Here is a 19,491-nt window from a genome sequence, read left to right on the forward strand (position 1 = left end):
GGGGGCATCCTCAGCCAGCTTGGCCGAGAATGCCCCCTAGCAAGGAAAAATCAGTCGCGGAGGAGGTCGTTCACCTCGTCGCGGACCCGGTGGGCCGCCGCCCGGAGACCGTCGACCGTCGGGCCGTGGCGGAGGACGTCGCGGGCCGTCGCCGGTAGGACGTTCGGCAGCGCCGCGCCGAACACCGCGCGGAGGCTGTGCACCGTCGCACCCTGCGCGCCCAGGCCGGGTGCCAGGATCGGGCCGTTGAGGCGGGAGAAGTCCAGCTCGTCGGCGCCGATGGTGGCTCCCGCCACCACTCCGACGTGCCCCATCGGCTCCGCGCCCGCATTGGTCTCCGCCGCCGAGTCCACGATGTACTGGGCGACCGAGTCGCCACTGCCGTGGATCGACCGCTGGAGGCCCGCGCCCTCCGGGTTGGAGGTGCGAGCCAGCACGAACACCCCGCGGCCCGTCTGCTCGGCGATGCCAATCGCCGCGGCGAGCGAGCCGTAGCCGAGGTACGGCGACACCGTGATCGCATCCGCCGCCAGCGGCGCGTGCTCGTCCAGGTAGGCCATCGCGTACGCCGTCATCGTGGAGCCGATGTCGCCGCGCTTGATGTCCAGCAGCACCAGCGCACCGGCCTGCCGCGCCTCCCGGATCGTCCTCTCCAGCACGGCGATCCCGGCCGAGCCGTACACCTCGAAGAACGCCGACTGCGGCTTGAGCACCGCGACCTCGCCGGCCAGCGCCTCCACCGCGGTCATCGCGAACCGCTCCAGCGACTGCGGGGTCTCGTCGAGATCCCACGCGTGCAGCAGCGACGGGTGCGGGTCGATACCGACGCACAGCGCACCGCGCGCCCGCACCGACTCCGCCAGCCGCTGGCCGAAGCCTGCCCGCAGCGGATCAGTCATCGCTGCGCACCGCCCTGCCGAAGGGCCGCCTGCAACGCCTGCAGGGGCCGGACCCCGATGTTGCGGTGGATGGCGGCCTCGATGCCCTGCACGGCCGCTGCCGCACCCTGCACGGTGGTGATGCACGGGATGTCGCGGGACACGGCGGCGGTGCGGATCTCGTAGCCGTCCACGCGCGGGCCCGGGTTGCCGTACGGGGTGTTGATCACCATGTCGACCTCGCCGGCCTTGATCAGGTCGACGATGTCACGCTCCTCGCCGTTCTTCTCGATGTGCTTGCGCACCACCGTGGACGGAATGCCGTTGCGGCGCAGCACCTCCGCGGTGCCGCTGGTGGCCAGGATCTCGAAGCCCAGGTCCGCCAGCCGCTTGACCGGGAACACCAGGGACCGCTTGTCCTTGTTGGCCACCGACACGAACACCCGGCCGCCGGTCGGCAGCGAACCGTAGGCGCCGGCCTGCGACTTGGCGAAGGCCTGCCCGAAGGAGGTGTCGATGCCCATGACCTCGCCGGTGGACTTCATCTCCGGCCCGAGCAGCGAGTCCACGCCGACGCCCTCGCGGGTGCGGAACCGGTGGAACGGCAGCACGGCTTCCTTCACCGCGACCGGCGCGTCGATCGGCAGTTCCGCGCCGTCGCCCTCCGGCGGCAGCAGGCCCTCCGCGCGCAGGTCCGCGATCTTGGCGCCGAGCATGATCCGGGCCGCCGCCTTGGCCAGCGGCGCGGCGGTCGCCTTGGACACGAACGGCACGGTCCGCGAGGCGCGCGGGTTGGCCTCCAGCACGTACAGCACGTCGTCCTTGAGCGCGTACTGCACGTTCAGCAGGCCGTGCACGCCGATGCCGCGCGCGATGGCCTCCGTGGACTTTCGCACCTGCTCGATGTCCTGACGCCCCAACGTGATCGGCGGCAGCGCGCACGCCGAGTCGCCGGAGTGAATACCGGCCTCCTCGATGTGCTCCATCACGCCACCGAGGTAGACGTCGGTGCCGTCGCAGAGCGCGTCCACGTCGATCTCGATCGCGTCGTCGAGGAAGTTGTCCACCAGCACCGGGTGTTCCGGGGTGACCTCGGTGGCGCGGGCGATGTAGTTCTCCAGCGACGCCTCGTCGTAGACGATCTCCATGCCCCGGCCGCCGAGCACGTAGGACGGCCGCACCAGCACCGGGTAGCCGATCTCGTCGGCGACCCGCTTGGCGCCCTCGAACGACGTCGCGGTGCCGTAGCGCGGCGCGGGCAGGCCCGCCCCGGCCAGCACGTCGCCGAACGCGCCGCGGTCCTCGGCGAGGTGGATCGCTTCCGGCGGCGTGCCCACGATCGGCACCCCGGCCTCGGCCAGCCGCTTCGCCAGGCCCAGCGGGGTCTGCCCGCCGAGCTGCACGATCACGCCCGCCACGGTGCCGGACTGCTGCTCGGAGTGCACGACCTCCAGGACGTCCTCGAAGGTCAGCGGCTCGAAGTAGAGCCGGTCCGAGGTGTCGTAGTCGGTGGAGACCGTCTCCGGGTTGCAGTTGATCATCACGGTCTCGTACCCGCGCCCAGCATTATCAGGGGCACCGCGCAGCGCCGTCGCGGCGTGCACGCAGGAGTAGTCGAACTCGATGCCCTGGCCAATGCGGTTGGGCCCGGAACCGAGGATGATCACCTTCGGCCGCTCGCGCTGCTCGGCGACCTCCGACTCGGCCGCCGGGTCGGACTCGTAGGCCGAGTAGTGGTACGGCGTCCGGGCCGCGAACTCCGCCGCGCAGGTGTCCACCGTCTTGTACACCGGCCGCACTCCCAGCCGGTGCCGCAGCGCGCGAACCCCGTCCTCGCCGGCCAGTTCCGGCCGCAGCGCGGCGATCTGCCGGTCCGAGAGCCCGGCCCGCTTCGCGCGCCGCAGCAGCAACGCGTCCAGCACCGGCGCCTCGACGAGTTCGCCGCGCAGCTCCACCCACGCCGCGATCTGGTCGACGAACCACGGGTCGATGCCCGACGCCTCGTGCACCTGCTCAACCGTGGCGCCCAGCCGGAGCGCGCGCTCCACGGTGTAGAGCCGCCCGTCGTGCGGGATACGCAGTTCGTCCAGAGTGGACTCGACGGTGACACCGCCAGGGTCCGGCTTGGTCCAGAAGCCCGCTGCTTTCGTCTCCATCGAGCGCAGCGCCTTGCCCAGCGCCTCGGAGAAGCTGCGGCCCACCGCCATCGCCTCGCCGACGCTGTCAGCTCCTGGTCCGCGCCCGGGAACTTCTCGAAGGCGAACCGCGGCACCTTCACCACGACGTAGTCCAGCGTCGGCTCGAAGCTCGCCGGGGTCTCGCCGGTGATGTCGTTGCGGATCTCGTCGAGGGTGTAGCCCACGGCCAGCTTCGCGGCGATCTTGGCGATCGGGAAGCCGGTGGCCTTCGACGCCAGCGCCGAGGACCGCGACACCCGCGGGTTCATCTCGATGACCACCATCCGGCCGGTGTCCGGGTGGATGGCGAACTGGATGTTGCAGCCACCGGTGTCCACCCCGACCTCGCGCAGCACCGCGATGCCCACGTTGCGCATGTGCTGGTACTCGCGGTCGGTCAGCGTCATCGACGGCGCCACCGTCACCGAGTCACCGGTGTGCACGCCCATCGCGTCGATGTTCTCGATCGAGCAGATGACCACCACGTTGTCGGCGTGGTCGCGCATCAGCTCGAGCTCGTACTCCTTCCAACCGAGGACGCTCTCCTCGATCAGGACCTCGTGCACCGGCGACTCGGCCAGCCCGAAGGAGGCCATCCGCTCCAGGTCTTCCTCGGTGTGCGCCATGCCCGACCCGAGGCCGCCCATAGTGAAGCTGGGCCGGATCACCACCGGCAGGCCCCGCTCTGCGACGAACGCGCGCACGTCCGCCATCGACTTGCACACCGCCGACTCCGGCACCTCGCCGTCGACGGCGCGCACGATGTCCTTGAACCGCTGCCGGTCCTCACCGCGCTGGATCGCCTCGAAGTCGGCGCCGATCAGCTCCACGCCGTAGCGCTCCAGCACCCCGCGCTCGTGCAGCGCGACCGCCGTGTTCAGCGCGGTCTGCCCGCCCAGCGTGGCCAGGATCGCGTCCGGCCGCTCGGCGTCGATCACCTTCTCCACGAACTCCGGGGTGATCGGCTCGATGTAGGTGGCATCGGCGAACTCCGGGTCCGTCATGATCGTCGCCGGGTTGGAGTTCACCAGCGAGACGCGGATGCCCTCCTCACGCAGCACCCGGCACGCCTGCGTGCCGGAGTAGTCGAACTCGCACGCCTGGCCGATCACGATCGGCCCGGAACCAATGACGAGTACGTGCTTGATATCGGTCCTCTTCGGCATCAGCGCGCCTCACTCATCAGATCAACGAACTTGTCGAACAGCGGCGCGGCGTCGTGCGGACCCGCCGCCGCTTCGGGGTGGTACTGGACGCTGAACGCCGGGCCGTCGAGTAGCCGCAGCCCCTCGACCGCACCGTCGTTCGCGCAGTGGTGGCTGACCATCGCGCGGCCGAAGTCGGTGTCGAACCGCTCGCCCGGCTCACCCTCGACGGCGAAGCCGTGGTTCTGCGCGGTGATCGCGACCTGGCCGGTCTCGGCGTCGATCACCGGGATGTTGATGCCCCGGTGCCCGTAGCGCAGCTTGTAGGTGCCGCGACCGAGCGCGCGACCCAGGATCTGGTTGCCGAAGCAGATGCCGAACAGCGGCAGCTTGCGGTCCAGGGCCTGGCGGGTCAGTTCGACCTGCTGGTCGGTGGTTGCCGGGTCGCCCGGCCCGTTGGACAGGAACAGCCCGTCCGGCTGCACCGACAGCACCTCGTCCAATGTGGACGACAGCGGCAGCACGTGGACCTCGATGCCGCGCTCGGCCATCATCCGCGGCGTGTTGGACTTGATGCCCAGGTCCAGCGCGGCCACGGTGAACCGCTTCTCGCCGACGGCCGGGACGAGGTAGGGCTCGTTGGTCGTGACGTCACCAGCCAGCGAGGCGCCGACCATCTCGGCGCCGGCCTTGACCGCGGCCACCATCTCGCCGTCGGAACCCAGTTCCGGGCCGGAGAAGATGCCGCCGCGCATCGCGCCCAGCTCGCGGACGTGCCGGGTCAGGGTGCGGGTGTCGATCCCGGCGATGCCGACGATCTCCTGCCGCTCCAGCTCCTCGACCAGCGACCGGCGGGAGCGCCAGTTCGACGGGATGCGGGCGGGGTCGCGCACGGCGTAGCCGGCGACCCAGATGCGCGAGGACTCGTCGTCCTCGTCGTTCCAGCCGGTGTTGCCGATCTGCGGCGCGGTCTGCACCACGATCTGGCGGTGGTACGAGGGGTCGGTCAGGGTCTCCTGGTAGCCGGTCATGCCCGTGGTGAACACGACCTCGCCGAGGGTGCGACCCACCTTGCCGTAAGCCTCCCCGCGGAAGATCCGGCCATCCTCCAGCACAAGTGCGGCCGGGATGTACTCGGTCATTTGTCCTCCTGCCGCGATTCAAAGAATTCGCGGGTCGTCTGCCGTGGTCGTTCTGCGCAGGTGGCGAATGCGGCTGACACCGCTTGCCTGACGCCGGTCGTGGTCGCGGTCATGTCGCTTCCGATCCACGTACCGGCTCAGCGGTTTCGTCCCGTGTCAGCTCGTCGGCGGGCGAGATCGCCCGGACCGCTTCGACCCAATCGGTCTGCGTTGTCTTGTCATCGCCGCGGAACCCGGTGTCCAGCAGCTGCTCGCCCAGCCGCCAGGTCACCACGACCAGGCCGGCTCCGGGCACCACCTTGTTGGCCAGCTTGTGGTCCAGACGGCTGTCCACGATGGACTCCGCCGGGATCCAGAGGTCGCTGGCGCCGGTTCGTCGCAGCAGCAGGCCCGAGGCGTGCAGGTGCGCGGTTCCGTTGGCTCGGTGGCCGATGTCGCCGACGGCGATGCGGTCCTGCCAGTCGGTCGCCCGGGTGGTGCCGACGTACATGCCGGTCGCGGCGGGCAGCAGCTCCTCGCCCGGTTCGGCCGGCGGCACCGGGAAGTCCGGCAGTTCGGCGGCCTGGCGGCGGACCCGGTTGCCCCAGCCGCGCCACATGCCGAAGAACACCAGCGCGACCATCGCGGCCATGCCGAGCACCCACAGGAAGCGTTCCATCAGCGCCTCACCTTGCCCTCATGCGCGGTGACCTTGCCGCGCAGCAGCGTCGCCACCACGCGGCCGGGTAGCTGCATGCCTTCGAACGGCGAGTTCTCACCGAGGCTGGCCAGCTCCGCGCCGCGCACCGTCCACTCGGCGTCCGGGTCGACCAGCACCAGGTTCGCGGGTTCGCCCACGGCGACCGGTCGGCCCTGGTCGGTCAGCCCGGCGATCTCGGCGGGCCGCTGGCTCATCACCCGGGCCACACCACGCCAGTCCAGCAGGCCGGTACGCACCATCGTCTGCACGACGATGCCGAGCGCGGTCTGCAGGCCGAGCATGCCGGGCTTCGCCGCGGACCACTCGCAGTCCTTGTCCTGCGCGGCGTGCGGGGCGTGGTCGGTGGCCACGCAGTCCACGGTGCCGTCGGCCAATGCCCGGCGCAGCGCCAGCACGTCGGCGTCGGTGCGCAGCGGCGGGTTGACCTTGTTCACCGGGTCGTAGGTCTCCAGCCGGTCGTCGGTCAGCAGCAGGTGGTGCGGCGTGACCTCGGCCGAAACCCGGCCAGCTGCCTCCCGGGACTTCCACCAGCGCAGGATCTCCGCGGTGCCCTCGGTGGAGACGTGGCAGATGTGCAGCGTGCCGCCGGTGTGCCCGGCCAGCAGGCAGTCGCGCGCGACGATCGCTTCCTCGGCCGGGGCGGGCCAGCCCGCCAAGCCCAGCCGGGCGGCGTTCGCGCCCTCGTGCGCCTGCGCGCCCACCGTCAGCCGCGGCTCCTCGGCGTGCTGCGCGACCACGCCGCCGAAGGACTTCGTGTACTCCAGCGCGCGGCGCATGATCAGCGGGTCGTGCACGCAGTGGCCGTCGTCGGAGAACACCCGGACCTCGGCGGCGCTGCGGCGCATGGTGCCCAGCTCGGCGAGCTTCTCCCCCTTCAGCCCCACCGTCACCGCGCCCACCGGGTGCACGTCGACCAGCCCGACCTCGCGGCCGCGCCGCCACACGTGCTCGACGATCACGGCGTTGTCCGCGACCGGATCGGTGTTGGCCATCGCGAAGACCGCGGTGTAGCCGCCGAGCGCGGCGGCCGCCGAACCGGTCTCGACGGTCTCGGCGTCCTCCCGGCCGGGCTCCCGCAGGTGCGTGTGCAGGTCCACGAAGCCCGGCAGCACCACGGCGCCCCCGGCGTGCACGATCTCGTCAACATTCGCGGCGGGGTCCAACTCCAGACCAGGACCGATCTCGGCGATCACCTCGCCGTCGACCAGCACGTCCACCGGATCGCCCACGCCGTACGGGCGGACGTCCTTCAGCAGCACCCGGCTCATGACTGCCCCGCCTCTCCGCGTTTCACAGTGGTGGTTACGTTCCGCTCAATCTCGCGTTTCGCGGTTTCCTGGGGCAGGCTTACGTCACGTTCCCCTGAGGTGCGGCTGAGCAGGACTCGCGTTGACACAGGACTCCTCATGCCGCGAGCTCCTCTCCGGCGAGCAGGTGGTACAGCACCGCCATCCGCACGTGCACGCCATTGCTGACCTGCTGGGTGATGGCGGCGCGCGGCGAATCGGCCACAGCCGGCGCGATCTCCATGCCGCGCAGCATCGGGCCGGGGTGCAGGACCACCGCGTGCTCGGGCAGCTTGCCCAGCCTCGCCTCGTTGAGGCCGTAGGCGATCGAGTACTCGCGCGCCGACGGGAAGAACCCGCCGTGCATCCGCTCCGCCTGGACCCGCAGCATCATCACCGCATCCAGCTTCGGCAGCTCCGGGTCCAGCTCGTGGCTCACCTCCGCGCCCCACTGCTGCGCCCCGGCGGGCACCAGCGTCGGCGGCGCGACCAGCACCACCTCGGCGCCGAGGGTGCGCAGCAGGTGCACATTCGAGCGCGCCACCCGGCTGTGCAGCAGGTCGCCGACGATGGCGATGCGGCGACCGGACAGCTCGCCCAGCCGCTCCCGCAGCGTCGCGGCGTCCAGCAGCGCCTGGGTGGGGTGCTCGTGCATGCCGTCGCCGGCGTTGACGACCTGGGTGCCGACCTCGTCCAGCCATCCAGCCAGCCGGTGCGCGGCACCCGAAGCGGGGTGCCGGATGATCACGCAGTCGGCCCCGGCGGCGGCCAGCGTCAGCGCGGTGTCGCGCAGCGACTCGCCCTTGTTCACCGAAGAACTGCTGGCCGAGACGTTGATCACGTCGGCGCTCATCCACTTCCCGGCGATCTCGAAAGACACCCGGGTCCGCGTGGAGTTCTCGTAGAACAAGGTCACCACGGTCCGGCCGCGCAGCGTCGGCAGCTTCTTGACCTCGCGCCCCAGCAGCGTCTGCTTGAGGGTGTCGGCGGTGTCGAGCACGCTCGTCGCGGTGGCGGCGTCCAGGCCCTCGGTGGAAAGCAGGTGGCGCATCAGGAGGTCACCTCCCCCGTGCCTTGCGGGACTCCCGCACCCGGGCGGCGCAGCACCACGCCGTCCTCGCCGTCGGTCTCGGCGAGCCGCACGGCGACGTCCTCGGAGCGCGACGTCGGGATGTTCTTGCCGACGTAGTCGGCGCGGATCGGCAGCTCGCGGTGGCCGCGGTCGACCAGCACGGCCAGCTGCACGGCCCGCGGTCGGCCCTGGTCGCGCAGGGCGTCGAGGGCGGCCCGCACGGTGCGGCCGGAGAACAGCACGTCGTCGACGAGCACGACCAGCGCATTGTCGATGCCCTGCTTGGGCAGGTTGGTGGGCTCCAGCGGACGGTTCGGGCGGTGCCGCAAGTCGTCGCGGAAGAGCGTGAGCCGTCACGCCGCTGAATTCGCTGATCTTCGCGGCGAGCCGCCGGGCGAGCGAGGTCCCCCTGGTGGGGATGCCCAGCAGCACCACGTCGCTGTTGCCGGTGTCCAGCGCGGTCTTCTCGATGATCTGGTGGGCGATCCGGGCTATCGTGCGCGCAACGTCACCGGCCGAAAGCAGCTCCCGCTGCCCGACCGGGTCCGCCGCGTCCGCCGGATGGCGTGACGCCACGGTGCGACCTCCTTCTCCGCCTCTCTGGACGGGTCCTTAAAGGATGGTGTACGACCTGCCCGGCAGTAGCGGGCTCGAAAACCGCTGCCGGCTACCGGGCTGCCTTGTACGCTATCAGCGCCGCGAGGTCAATCGACCGGGTGGTGTGGTGGCGTTCGCCGCATTGCCGAGAAAGACCAACTTGACCTGGTGACGCTGGCGAGCGAACATTACTCTCCGTATCGATCTGAGCTTTGCTCCCCGGCCGCCGTTATCGGCTGACGGGGCGAACGAAACGGAGAAACGCCACATGGGCGACTACGCCAAGGCGCTGGGCAGCAAGCTCCGCGCTATCCGCCAGCAGCAGGGTCTGTCGCTGCACGGCGTCGAGCAGAAGTCTGGCGGGCGGTGGAAGGCCGTGGTCGTCGGGTCCTATGAGCGAGGCGACCGTGCGGTGACCGTGCAGAAGCTGGCCGAACTGGCCGACTTCTACGGGGTTCCGGTCGCGGAACTGCTTCCCGAGGGTCGGGTGCCGTCCGGCGCCGAGCCCGCCACCAAAGTTGTGATCAACCTGGAGCGGCTGCAGCAGCTACCTGCGGAGAAGGTGGGCCCGCTGGCCCGCTACGCGGCCACCATCCAGAGCCAGCGGGGTGACTACAACGGCAAGGTGCTGTCCATCCGCACCGAGGACCTGCGATCCCTGGCCATCATCTACGACATGACGCCAGGTGAGCTCACCGAGCAGCTCATCGACTGGGGCGTGCTTCCCCCGGAGGCCCGCCCAGCCCGGGAGGAGTGACACCACACCCGGTCCACCCGTTCGGGCGAGTCCGGGCACGGGAAGGGGCACCCACCGCGACTCAGGAGTCGCAGACGGGTGCCCCTCCGCTATGTCCGAGTGAAGGGAGCGTTCGCCTGGCCATGCCAACCTTCACCTATCACCCGCACGGTGGCGCAGTTACGTACGAGGGGCACCCTTGTTCGATCAAGGATGCCTCTCATACGTAACTCGTTCGGGCTATTCTGCGGCGGTCTGCTCCGGGCGGACCGACTTGCGGAGGCGGTCACCGATGCCGGCGATGCGGCCCAGCACGCCGTTGACGAACCGCGGCGAGTCGTCCGTGGACAGCGCCTTGACCAGCTCCACCGCCTCGTCGATGGCCACCGCCGGCGGCACGTCGTCGCTCCACAGCAGCTCGTACAGGCCCAGCCGCAGCACCGAGCGGTCCACTGCGGGCATCCGCCCGAGCGACCAGCCCTCGGCGTGCTGCGTGAGCAGTTCGTCGATCCGCTCGCGGTTCGCCGTGACGCCCTCGACCAGGGTGACCGTGTAGTCGCCGACCGGCGGCACCTCCGGCGAGCCGACCCGATCGGCCAGCAGCGTCACCGCGTCGATGCCGCGCTGGTCCGCCTCGTACAGGAAGTCCACGGCACGCTTGCGTGCCTTGCTCCGAGACCCCACCTCACACCCTCTTTCCGGCCGGGCCGAGTCCTGCGGATGAGCAGGCGATCATTTGCTGCTGACGCGGCTGAGGTACCGGCCGTCGCGCGGGTCGACCTTCACCTTGTCACCGGTGTTGAGGAACAGCGGCACCTGGATCTCCGCGCCGGTCTCCAGGGTGGCGGGCTTGGTGCCACCGGTGGAGCGGTCGCCCTGCAGGCCCGGGTCAGTGTGCTGGACGACCAGCTCGACCGAGGCCGGCAGCTCGACGTACAGCGGGTTGCCGTCGTGGCGGGCGACCACCACGGCGCTGTTCTCCAGCATGTAGTTCGCCGCGTCACCGACCACGGCAGCCGAGACGTTGACCTGGTCGTAGGTGTCGGGTTCCATGAAGACGTAGTCGGGGCCGTCCTTGTAGAGGTAGGTCATCTCGCGGCGGTCGACGTTCGCGGTTTCCACCTTCACCCCGGCGTTGAAGGTCCTGTCCAGGGTCTTGCCGGAGAGCACGTTCTTCAGGGTGGTACGGACGAAGGCACCGCCCTTGCCGGGCTTGACGTGCTGGAAGTTCACGACGGTCCACAACTGGCCGTCGATGTTGAGCACCAGTCCGTTCTTCAGGTCGTTCGTGGTGGCCACGGTAGGGGTCTCTCCTGTGGTGATGGCTTGGGCGTGTTTCGTCTGCAACGCGAACCGGATTCCGGCGGGACCGGCGCACCTCGGTGCGTCAGACTTCGACGAGCTCCTTCGTCGTCAAGGTGAGGAGCTCCGGTGTGCTGGGACGCACGACCAGCGTGTCCTCGATGCGGACTCCGCCCCGCCCTGCCAGGTAGACGCCAGGCTCGACGGTGACCGCCATCCCGGCGCCGATTCTACCGTCCCCCCGCTGCGACAACGCCGGTGCCTCGTGGATCTCCAGGCCGACGCCGTGTCCCAGGCCGTGCAGGAACTGCTCGCCGAAGCCCGCGTCCTCGATCACCTTGCGGGCCGCCGCATCCACGTCCTTCACCTCGGTGCCGATGCTGAGCGCGGCCCGACCGGCGGCCTGCGAGGCGCGCACCAACTCGTAGATCTCGCGCTGCCAATCCGCGGGCTTGCCGAGCACCACGGTCCGGGTCATGTCCGAGTGGTAGCCGTCGACGAGGGCGCCGAAGTCCATCTTCACGAAGTCGCCGGCGGCCAGGACCGCGTCGGTCGGCCGGTGGTGCGGCACCGCGGAGTTCGGTCCGGCGGCGATGATCGTGTCGAACGACGGCCCGGCGGCGCCGTTGTCGAGCATCCGGGTCTCCAGTTCGCGGGCGACCTCCAGCTCGGTGCGGCCGGGGCGCAGCCCGCCGTGCTCGATGAGGTCGGCCAGCGCCCGGTCGGCGGCGGCGCAAGCCATCCGCAGCGCCTCGATCTCCGTTTCGTCCTTGATCAGCCGCAGCTGCTCGACGAGGCCCGGCGCGCGCACCAGCTCTGCCTTGCCCGCCGCGTCGGCGAGCGCGTCGCGGCCGTCGACGGTGACGTGCTGGCTCTCGAAGCCGACCCGGCGGTGCTCGGCGGCGGTGCCCCCGATCCGCTCGGCCAACGCCAGATCGCTCGCCCGCTCGATGACCCGCTCCAGGTCCGGCACCTGCGACTCGGCCTGGGTCAGGTACCGGCCATCGGTGCAGAACACGGTGCGCGGCTCGGTTCCCGGCTCGTCGGCGGCGTGCACCACCAACGCCGCGTTCGATCCGGTGAAGCCGGTCAGGTAGCGGATGTTGAGCAGATCGGTCACCAACATCGCGTCCAACTCCTGCTCGCGCAGGTGGTTACGGAGGGCGTGGCGTCGGTGGGAGTGCGTGTCGGACATGTTTCGGAGCCTAACCCGCGAATCCGCGAATGGGCCTGGTCACGCCAGCATCGGCGGGAAGCCGCCACGACCTTGCGCGGCCGGGTCGTCGGTGCCCGGCGCTACCCTGCCGGCATGTCGCTGTCGTGGAGCACGCTCGCCAGTCCCGTCGGGGAGCTGACGGTGGTCGCGACCGCATCCGGGGTTTGCCGGGTGGACTTCGCCGGGCCGGACCGGGCGCTCGGCGAGTTCGACGACGCCGCGTTGAGCCGGGACGCCGGCGTCGCGACCGAGGCCGCGCGGCAGCTCGGCGAGTACTTCGCGCGGCAGCGCCGGGAGTTCGACCTGCCGATCGAGTGGGAGCCGCTGGCGGGCTTGCGGTTGCACGTGCTACGCACGTTGCACGAAATGGTGCCCTTCGGCGAGACGGTGACCTACCAGAAGCTGGCGGAGCTGTCCGGGCGGCCGGAGGCTTCGCGGGCCGTCGGCACGATCATGGGCAGCAACCCGGTCCCGTTGCTCGTGCCGTGCCACCGGGTGCTGGCCAGCGGCGGCGGGCTCGGCGGTTTCGGCCCCGGGTTGGAGGCCAAGCGGCGGCTGCTGGTGCTGGAGAGCGTCCTGGAACCCAGCCTGCTGGAGCTGGACCTGCTGCCGTGAGTGATTGCGCCGGTAAGAAACTGCAACACATTCACCCACGACGGCGGCGGGCCAGGAACAGGTGGTAGGTCGTCTCCTTCTGGCCCAGGGTCACCGGAATCGGGATTTCCTCGCAGTTCCCGAAAACCGCGTGCAGCGCCGCGCCGAGATCCGGTGAGGTGTCGGCCGACCAGATCGCCAAAGTGCCTTCCAGGGCGAGCTTTTCCCCGCAACGGCTCAGGAATTCGGCCCGGTAGATCGCGGAGTTGCCGTCGTAGACGAGGAAATCCGGGCCGTTGTCCACATCGAGCAGCAGGACGTCGAAGCTGCCCGCTGGCTGTGCGTCGAGCATCTCGGCCACGTCGCCGACGCGGAACCGCACCCGGTCGTCCTGGATCGCATCGGCGGTTCCGGGGACCAGCCCGCCACGGTGCCAGTCGATCAGGTTCGGCTCGATCTCGACGACGTGCACTTCCCGCACCCGCAAATCCGCCAGCACTTCCCCTAGCGTGAAACCCAATCCGAGGCCACCGACCAGCACCCGGTCGGTTCGGGCGGCGGCCCGCAGGGTGGCGCTGGCGAGCAGCCGTTCGGTCTCGGTGTGCACAGTGTCCATCACGAAGACACCGTTGACCCGGAGCTCCAGAGCAGCACCGCGACGGAGCAGGACCAGTTCGCCACGCTCGGAACGGCTGTGCGCGACTTGTTCGGTCATCGCCGTCAACGTTAGCGAAATCAGTGGCGGAAAGCCGAACCGCTCATGCCCGCTCGACCGAGCTGGTCGAATGATCCGCTCGGTCGGTACGGTCGACTGGGCCGCGACAGAGGTCATTCCGCTGCTCGGGCTGGCAGGGAGCCGGGAGGCCCGGCTGGCTTCGGCGGTGTATCGGCGGACGCCACGGCGTGGTCCGGATTTGGGATCGGGCCGCTGATCACCTGATCGGGCGGGAGATCGCTCCGGCCCTGCGGTTCCCGACCAGTTGAGCGGGCTGTCCGCCACCTCCCGCGGACGGATCGCCGTGGCCTTCGAATCCGACATCGCGGTGTTGAGCCGCGTGCCGCTCACGCGAACTGCGGCGGGCAGATAGTGATCCGGGCGGCCGCCCAGCGGGCCGCTGTCGTCGCACCCGAATTACCACTATGGACACTGCCCGGACGGAGATGGCTTCGGCGACATCACGCCGAAGTCACCGGACCGTTGAATTCCGGGAAATTCGGGAACATTCCGGTGCTCGCGGTAAAACCGGTCCGCTTTTACCAGTCGGAGAATCCAGTTGTCCGGAAATGACTCATTCGCTGGACCGGATCGCGCAGTCGTCGGCAGCGCTTCGGAGTATTGGCGGTTGGTGAGGCCGCTCCCACAATTGTTGTGATCCCAAACTTATTCCCCCCACTCCGAAGGGATTTGCCGTGCTAAGCAGAAGATCCTTCCTAGGTGGCTGGTGTCGAACGGCCTCATTTTCACCGCAAGACCGATCCAGACAAATCGTGCAGGGCTGAGATCGTCATAGACGGCCGAAAAGACGGTCGTCGACCGAATCAGTCCACCCTGAGCCTCGAAGTTCGAGGCACTCACTTGGTACTCCCCGAAAAACACCAGCCACCTAGGCGGCGTCTCCGCCGCCGCCCTCGCCGTCCCGGCCATCGGCAGCCTCGGCTCCGTCCGGGCGACCCTCGCCGGGCCGCGCCGCCCCGACGTCCCGCTACCGCTGACGATCGTCAATCAAAGCGGCCAGTTCGACAACGCCTCGATCTGGGTCTACGTCGTCGGCGTGAACCTCGACTCCGGCGAGCAGTCCCGGGTCACCCCGGACGGCCAACTGGTGCCGGTTTCGCCTTCCGACAACGGCTCCGACGGCTTCGCCGATTACGCCATCCCGCTGCAGGGCAGCGGCGACACCACGCTGAACCTGCCGAGCATGTCCGGCCGGGTCTACTTCGCGCTGGACGGGAAACTGAAGTTCAAGGTCGTTGCGGGCGGCGACGGCAAGCCCGCGCTGCGGTACCCGGCTGGTTGGGGTGACACCGACCCGAACCACTCGATCCTGCACGACACCGTCGAGTTCACCTTCAAGTCCGACGGCATGTACTGCAACACCACGATGGTCGACATGTTCAGCGTGCCGCTGTCGATCCGGCTGCAAGGCGCGCAGGACCAGACCACCGGCACTATCGCCGTCGGCGGTCGCGAGCGAATCCTCAGCGGTGTCAAGGAGAACGCGGACTTCGCCGGCCTGCGCCAGGACGACCTGCGGGTGATCGCGCCGAGCCACGGGCTCGACCTCGGCACGTTCTCCAACACCTACTACGACCAGGACGGCGCGCCGAAGTCGATCACCGTGACGCTGACGCCGTGGTGACCGGTTCCGGCTCCCGTCGCGGCGCGGCGACCCGGATCGACACCGAGAAGGCCGTCGCCAGCAGGCACAGCAGGCCCGCGCCGTACCAGGCGGCGGCGTAGTCGCCGAACTGGTCGCGCACCACGCCCGCGATGCTGGCGATGGCCGCCGCGCCGATCTGGTGCGAGGCGAACACCCAGCCGAACACCACCGAGGCGCGAGGCCCGAAGTGCTCCCGGCACAGCGCCAGGGTCGGCGGCACGGTGGCCACCCAGTCCAGCCCGTAGAACACCACGAACAGCACCATGCTCGCCTCCACCGATGGGCCGAGCAGCTGCGGCAGGACGAACAGCGACAGGCCGCGCAGGGTGTAGTAGGCGGCGAGCAGCACACGCGGGTTGACCTTGTCGGTCAGCCAGCCGGAGAGCACCGTGCCGAGCACGTCGAAGACGCCGATCACCGCGAGCAGCCCGGCGGCGGTCGTGGTCGGCATGCCGTGGTCGTGCGCCGCCGACACGAAGTGCGTGTTCACCAGGCCGTTGGTGCTCGCCCCGCAGATCGCGAAACCACCGGCCAACAGCCAGAAAGCGGGCTTGCGGGCCGCGTCGCGCAGGGTGCGCAGCGCGATCGCGGCCGGGTTGCCCCGGTCGCGCACCTGCTCCGGTTCCTCACCCGTCGCGCCGTAGGCGGTTACGCCCGCGTCGCGGGGGTGATCGCGCATCACCAGCAGCACCAGCAGGCCGACCAGCAGTGCGGTCCCGGCGATGACCAGCGACGTGAACCGCCAGCCGTGACTCTCGACGAGCACGGCCGCTAGCGGCAGGAAGATCAGCTGCCCGGTCGCGCTACCGGCGGTCAGCACGCCGCTGACCAGCCCGCGCCGTTGCACGAACCACCGATCGACCACAGTGGACACGAATGCCAGTGCCATCGACCCGGTGCCCAGTCCCACCAGGAGACCCCAGCACACGATCAGCTGCCAGCTGGCCGTCATGAACACCGTCAGCCCGCTGCCGGCCGCGATGAGCAGCAGCGCCGCGACGGTGACCCGGCGGATACCGAAGCGGGCCATCAGCGCCGCCGCGAACGGCGCCGTGAGGCCGTAGAGCAGGAGGTTCAGCGACACGGCGGCCGAGATGACGCTGTGCGGCCAGCCGAACTCCTGGTGCAGCGGATTCATGAAGACGCCGGGCATCGACCGGAAGGCGGCGGCCCCGAGCAGGGCGATGAATGCGACGCCCGCCACCCACCAGGCGGGGTGGACGCGTCGCGCGGTCCCAGTGGTGATCACCCTGCCAGCCTCGCCGAGTCCGCCGCCCGGAACCAGTGGCCGGAGGGACAAGATGTGAGAAGATTCGGCCATGCCCTCCATCCCGCACCGGATCGCCGTGCTCGGCATCCCCGACGTCGTCGGCTTCGACCTGGCGATCCCCTCGCAGATATTCGCCGGCGCCCGCGACGAGGACGGCGAGCCGTTCTACGACGTGCAGGTCGGCAGCCTCGACGGCGGCCCGATCCGCACCACCAAGGGGTTCTCCATCCTGCCCGGGGCCAGCCCGGACTTCCTGACCGCGCCGGACACGCTGATCATCCCGGGCACCTACGTCGCGGGGCCGTGCACCGACGGCAGCATCGACGCGGAGCTGGCGGACTACCTGGCCGGGCTGCCGCGCGGCACTCGGATCATGTCGATCTGCACCGGAGCCTTCGTGCTCGCCGCGGCCGGGCTGCTGGACGAGCGCCCGGCGACCACGCACTGGGCGCACGTCCAGCGGTTCCAGCGGCTTTACCCGCAGGTGCGGCTGCGCCCGGACGTCCTGTTCGTCGACGACGGCGACCTGCTGACCTCGGCCGGGGTGGCCGCCGGGATCGACCTGTGCCTGCACGTGATCCGCCGCGACCACGGCAGCGAGGTCGCCAACCACGCGGCCCGGTCCAGCGTCGTGCCACCGTGGCGGGACGGCGGCCAGTCCCAGTTCATCGAGCGGCCGCTGCCGGAAACCGGCGGCAACGGCACCGCACCGACGCGCGCGTGGATGCTCGAACGCCTCGCCGAGCCCCTCACCCTGGACGACGTGGCGGTCCAGGCCGGGATGAGCGTGCGCACCTTCACCCGCAGGTTCCGGGAGGAGACCGGCACCAGCCCGCTGGACTGGCTGCTGCAGCAACGCATCGAACGCGCCCGCCACCTCCTGGAGGCGACCGACCTGCCGATCGACGCGGTCGCGGAGCAGTCCGGGCTGAACACCGCGGCATCGCTGCGAAAGCACCTGCGCCTGCGGCTCGGCACCAGCCCCGCCGCCTACCGCCGAACCTTCCGCCGGACCGCGTGACCTGGTTGCGCGGGTGCCGTGATCGTTCTTGGGCGCTATGGCAGCCGAGCGGGACGGTTCGAAGGAACCGGCGACCACCCTCGAACCCGGTGGTCGCGGGCGGCGTCGATGCTCACGTAGCCGTTGACGACATCGTCAAGGACCCGGCCACGGGGTGGGCCTCCGGGTGGGCCTCCGGGCGGCCGTAGCCGCCTCCGCCCGGGAAGTGCAGCCACACCGGGGAATCCGCGCGGAACCTGCCCGGCAGCCGAGCGCTGATCAGCGGCGGAGGTCACCGGCCGAGGCGTGCGCGTCCCACTGCTGCTGGGAGACGTCGGCGATCGTCGAACCGTTGGCGACGGCGGCCGCCGCGCTCACCGTCCACAGTTGACCGTTGTCGTCGAGCAGGCCGACCATCCCCTGCGGGGATCGCATCGCGGGCGCCGCGGCGAGGATGGTGCCGGCGACCGGGAGCCCGTCCAGCGCGGGCACCCTCACGTCGAGAACCCTGGTGACCAATTGCGCCGCGACGGAGCGGCGCTCGACGCGGACCCGCTGCCCGTTGCGCACCACATCGACCGTGCGAGCCGGAGATGGCACCGCGAAGCCGTCGAGGACCGCCACCACCTGCTGGGGCGTCCGGCACCCGTCGGCCCCGGTGACGTCGACGCCGAAGTGGCGGATGTCGGTCGGAGCCGGGAACAACGCGGTGGCGCGGAGAAGGTCCACCGGAACCGTCCCGCAAGGATCCGCTGTGGACACCGGCGCGTGCCCCTCGGGGCCGCGGACGAGACCTGGGCCTTCCTGCCAGGGGCCGGGCACGACCACCGGCAGGTAGGGGTGGCGGGTGAAATCCCGGTCCCAGAAGGTGATCGTGGTGCCCGTCGCGGTCTGGTGGGCGATCGCGAACGCGTCGAGCGCCGGAACCCACATCCAGTCTGCGCTGAACGCGTCCACCACCGAACGTGACCGCTTGGTGCCCACGGCGTCGAAACCCTTCTCGGTCAAGGCCTGCGGCTGTTCGGTGAACTCGGGATTGCGCGCACGGAGCACGAACTGGCCAGCACCGTTCCAGCCCGCCCCGGAAGCAGTGGTGTCGGTGAACATCAGGTAGAACCAGCCGTCCAGGTACAGCGCGGAGGGCTGGCCCGCACCGTAGACGTTCTCCCGGTTCACCTCGCCGGAAGCCGTGACGATCGGGCGGCCGCCGGCCTCCCGCCGCCAGGCGAGGCCGTCGGGGCTGCTGGCGACGCCGATGGCGTTGCCGTGCGCGTGATCCCCGGCCGCGCCCGTGTAGTAAAGGTAGTAGCGACCGTCCACTTTCGACACCGACGGGTCGCAGGTGTGCATGCCGTCGAACCCGCCGGGTTGGCCGCTGAAGGTGGGCACCGCAGGAGCGCCACCGGCAGCGGTGAAGGGCCCGTCGGGGCTGCCCGACGCGGCCGTCAGGATGTCGTCGCCCGGCGGGCCGATCCCGGGCAGCTGGCTGCACCACCAGGTGCGGTACTGCCCGCCGTCCTGCAGCACCGTCGGCCCGTAGTTGTAGGGCGCGGGCAACCCGCCGGCGACCACCACCCCGGCGCTGCCCCGCGCGCCACCGACGCCCAGCGCGATCGGTGCCTTGGGCTGCTCAACCGGCTGCTCGGGCTGCGGCTGGGGCCCGGGCGTGCCCTCGACCGGCGAACACCCGGCCAGCAGCACCACCACGGCCAACCCGGCCAATCGCCGCAACGGAATCCGATCCCTCACCGATGCTCCCCCCAGACCCGCGCCAACACCGAGGTGAAGGACACCTCCGCCCAATTTACTTGCAACGCGCGGGCCGCAGGACTCACTACAGTAGCGGTGTATTGCCGCTGGGCATGTGGCCCTGAGCCTGCTGGGTTGCTGTAGAGGCTGCTTTGGAAGTGATCGTCCGGAGTGCGGTAGGGCGGGGGGCTCATGCCTTTCAAGCGGCGAAACCGCTTAGCCCACCCTCGCAACTCGTACCGCCGC

15 protein-coding genes and 2 pseudogenes are annotated in these 19,491 nt (G+C 70.2%); 4 read left to right on the plus strand and 13 right to left on the minus strand.

Features of this window, described 5'->3' with window-relative positions:
• Positions 1–50: 50 nt before the first annotated feature.
• The 7 genes and pseudogenes from pyrF to pyrR form a co-directional block, all read right to left on the minus strand.
• Complete coding sequence (gene pyrF, locus SSPN_RS0126625; RefSeq protein WP_010311034.1) at positions 51–899, minus strand: orotidine-5'-phosphate decarboxylase; 849 nt, start codon at positions 897–899, stop codon at positions 51–53.
• Positions 896–4,221: pseudogene (carB, locus tag SSPN_RS45925) on the minus strand (carbamoyl-phosphate synthase large subunit). Before carB ends, pyrF begins: the two are co-directional and overlap by 4 nt.
• The gene (gene carA, locus SSPN_RS0126635; RefSeq protein ID WP_010311035.1) at positions 4,221–5,342 is read right to left on the minus strand and encodes a glutamine-hydrolyzing carbamoyl-phosphate synthase small subunit; all 1,122 of its coding nucleotides are present in this window, start codon (positions 5,340–5,342) and stop codon (positions 4,221–4,223) included. The pseudogene carB and the gene carA overlap by 1 nt, the downstream one beginning before the upstream one ends.
• A 109-nt stretch (positions 5,343–5,451) precedes the next feature.
• Positions 5,452–6,000, minus strand: a complete 549-nt coding sequence (locus tag SSPN_RS0126640) for a PH-like domain-containing protein (RefSeq protein WP_010311037.1) — start codon at positions 5,998–6,000, stop codon at positions 5,452–5,454.
• Positions 6,000–7,310, minus strand: coding sequence for a dihydroorotase (locus tag SSPN_RS0126645; protein ID WP_010311040.1), 1,311 nt, complete (start codon positions 7,308–7,310; stop codon positions 6,000–6,002). Before SSPN_RS0126645 ends, SSPN_RS0126640 begins: the two co-directional genes overlap by 1 nt.
• 136 nt (positions 7,311–7,446) lie before the next feature.
• A complete protein-coding gene (locus SSPN_RS0126650; protein ID WP_010311043.1) occupies positions 7,447–8,379 on the minus strand; it encodes an aspartate carbamoyltransferase catalytic subunit in 933 nt (310 codons plus the stop codon).
• Positions 8,379–8,976, minus strand: a pseudogene (gene pyrR, locus SSPN_RS45930) (bifunctional pyr operon transcriptional regulator/uracil phosphoribosyltransferase PyrR). The gene SSPN_RS0126650 and the pseudogene pyrR overlap by 1 nt, the downstream one beginning before the upstream one ends.
• Before the next feature lie 289 nt (positions 8,977–9,265).
• Between pyrR and bldD the strand changes: the two are divergent.
• Entirely contained in the window at positions 9,266–9,754 is a 489-nt protein-coding gene (gene bldD / locus SSPN_RS0126660; RefSeq protein ID WP_010311046.1) for a transcriptional regulator BldD, read from the plus strand.
• A 219-nt stretch (positions 9,755–9,973) separates the two neighbouring features.
• Here bldD and nusB read toward each other — a convergent pair whose 3' ends face one another.
• The 3 genes from nusB to SSPN_RS0126675 form a co-directional block, all read right to left on the minus strand.
• Entirely contained in the window at positions 9,974–10,417 is a 444-nt protein-coding gene (nusB, locus tag SSPN_RS0126665) for a transcription antitermination factor NusB (RefSeq protein WP_029535746.1), read from the minus strand.
• Positions 10,418–10,465: 48 nt separating this feature from the next.
• Positions 10,466–11,032, minus strand: coding sequence for an elongation factor P (gene efp, locus SSPN_RS0126670; protein ID WP_010311049.1), 567 nt, complete (start codon positions 11,030–11,032; stop codon positions 10,466–10,468).
• A gap of 88 nt (positions 11,033–11,120) precedes the next feature.
• Positions 11,121–12,230, minus strand: a complete 1,110-nt coding sequence (locus SSPN_RS0126675; protein ID WP_010311051.1) for a M24 family metallopeptidase — start codon at positions 12,228–12,230, stop codon at positions 11,121–11,123.
• Between the two features lie 114 nt (positions 12,231–12,344).
• On the opposite strand from SSPN_RS0126675, the gene SSPN_RS0126680 reads away from it, so the two are divergent.
• Positions 12,345–12,866 (plus strand): methylated-DNA--[protein]-cysteine S-methyltransferase, encoded by a 522-nt coding sequence (locus SSPN_RS0126680; protein WP_029535747.1) that lies wholly within the window; start codon positions 12,345–12,347, stop codon positions 12,864–12,866.
• A 31-nt stretch (positions 12,867–12,897) separates the two neighbouring features.
• On the opposite strand, the gene SSPN_RS0126685 is transcribed toward SSPN_RS0126680, so the two are convergent.
• A complete protein-coding gene (locus SSPN_RS0126685) occupies positions 12,898–13,560 on the minus strand; it encodes a spermine/spermidine synthase domain-containing protein (RefSeq protein WP_010311055.1) in 663 nt (220 codons plus the stop codon).
• A 1,000-nt stretch (positions 13,561–14,560) separates the two neighbouring features.
• On the opposite strand from SSPN_RS0126685, the gene SSPN_RS45935 reads away from it, so the two are divergent.
• A complete protein-coding gene (locus tag SSPN_RS45935) occupies positions 14,561–15,205 on the plus strand; it encodes a beta-1,3-glucanase family protein (protein WP_272941782.1) in 645 nt (214 codons plus the stop codon).
• On the opposite strand, the gene SSPN_RS0126700 is transcribed toward SSPN_RS45935, so the two are convergent.
• Complete coding sequence (locus SSPN_RS0126700) at positions 15,180–16,547, minus strand: MFS transporter (RefSeq protein WP_010311060.1); 1,368 nt, start codon at positions 16,545–16,547, stop codon at positions 15,180–15,182. The two genes, SSPN_RS45935 and SSPN_RS0126700, sit on opposite strands and share 26 nt — an antisense overlap.
• Between SSPN_RS0126700 and SSPN_RS0126705 the strand changes: the two genes are divergently transcribed.
• Positions 16,546–17,517 carry a GlxA family transcriptional regulator gene (locus SSPN_RS0126705; RefSeq protein ID WP_010311063.1) on the plus strand — a complete coding sequence of 324 codons (972 nt, stop codon included), beginning with the start codon at positions 16,546–16,548 and terminating at the stop codon, positions 17,515–17,517. The genes SSPN_RS0126700 and SSPN_RS0126705 overlap by 2 nt on opposite strands.
• Before the next feature lie 258 nt (positions 17,518–17,775).
• On the opposite strand, the gene SSPN_RS0126710 is transcribed toward SSPN_RS0126705, so the two are convergent.
• Positions 17,776–19,245 (minus strand): glycoside hydrolase family protein, encoded by a 1,470-nt coding sequence (locus SSPN_RS0126710; RefSeq protein ID WP_237710741.1) that lies wholly within the window; start codon positions 19,243–19,245, stop codon positions 17,776–17,778.
• Positions 19,246–19,491: the final 246 nt, after the last annotated feature.

This window comes from Saccharopolyspora spinosa NRRL 18395, assembly GCF_000194155.1.
Taxonomy (GTDB): Bacteria; Actinomycetota; Actinomycetes; order Mycobacteriales; family Pseudonocardiaceae; genus Saccharopolyspora; species Saccharopolyspora spinosa.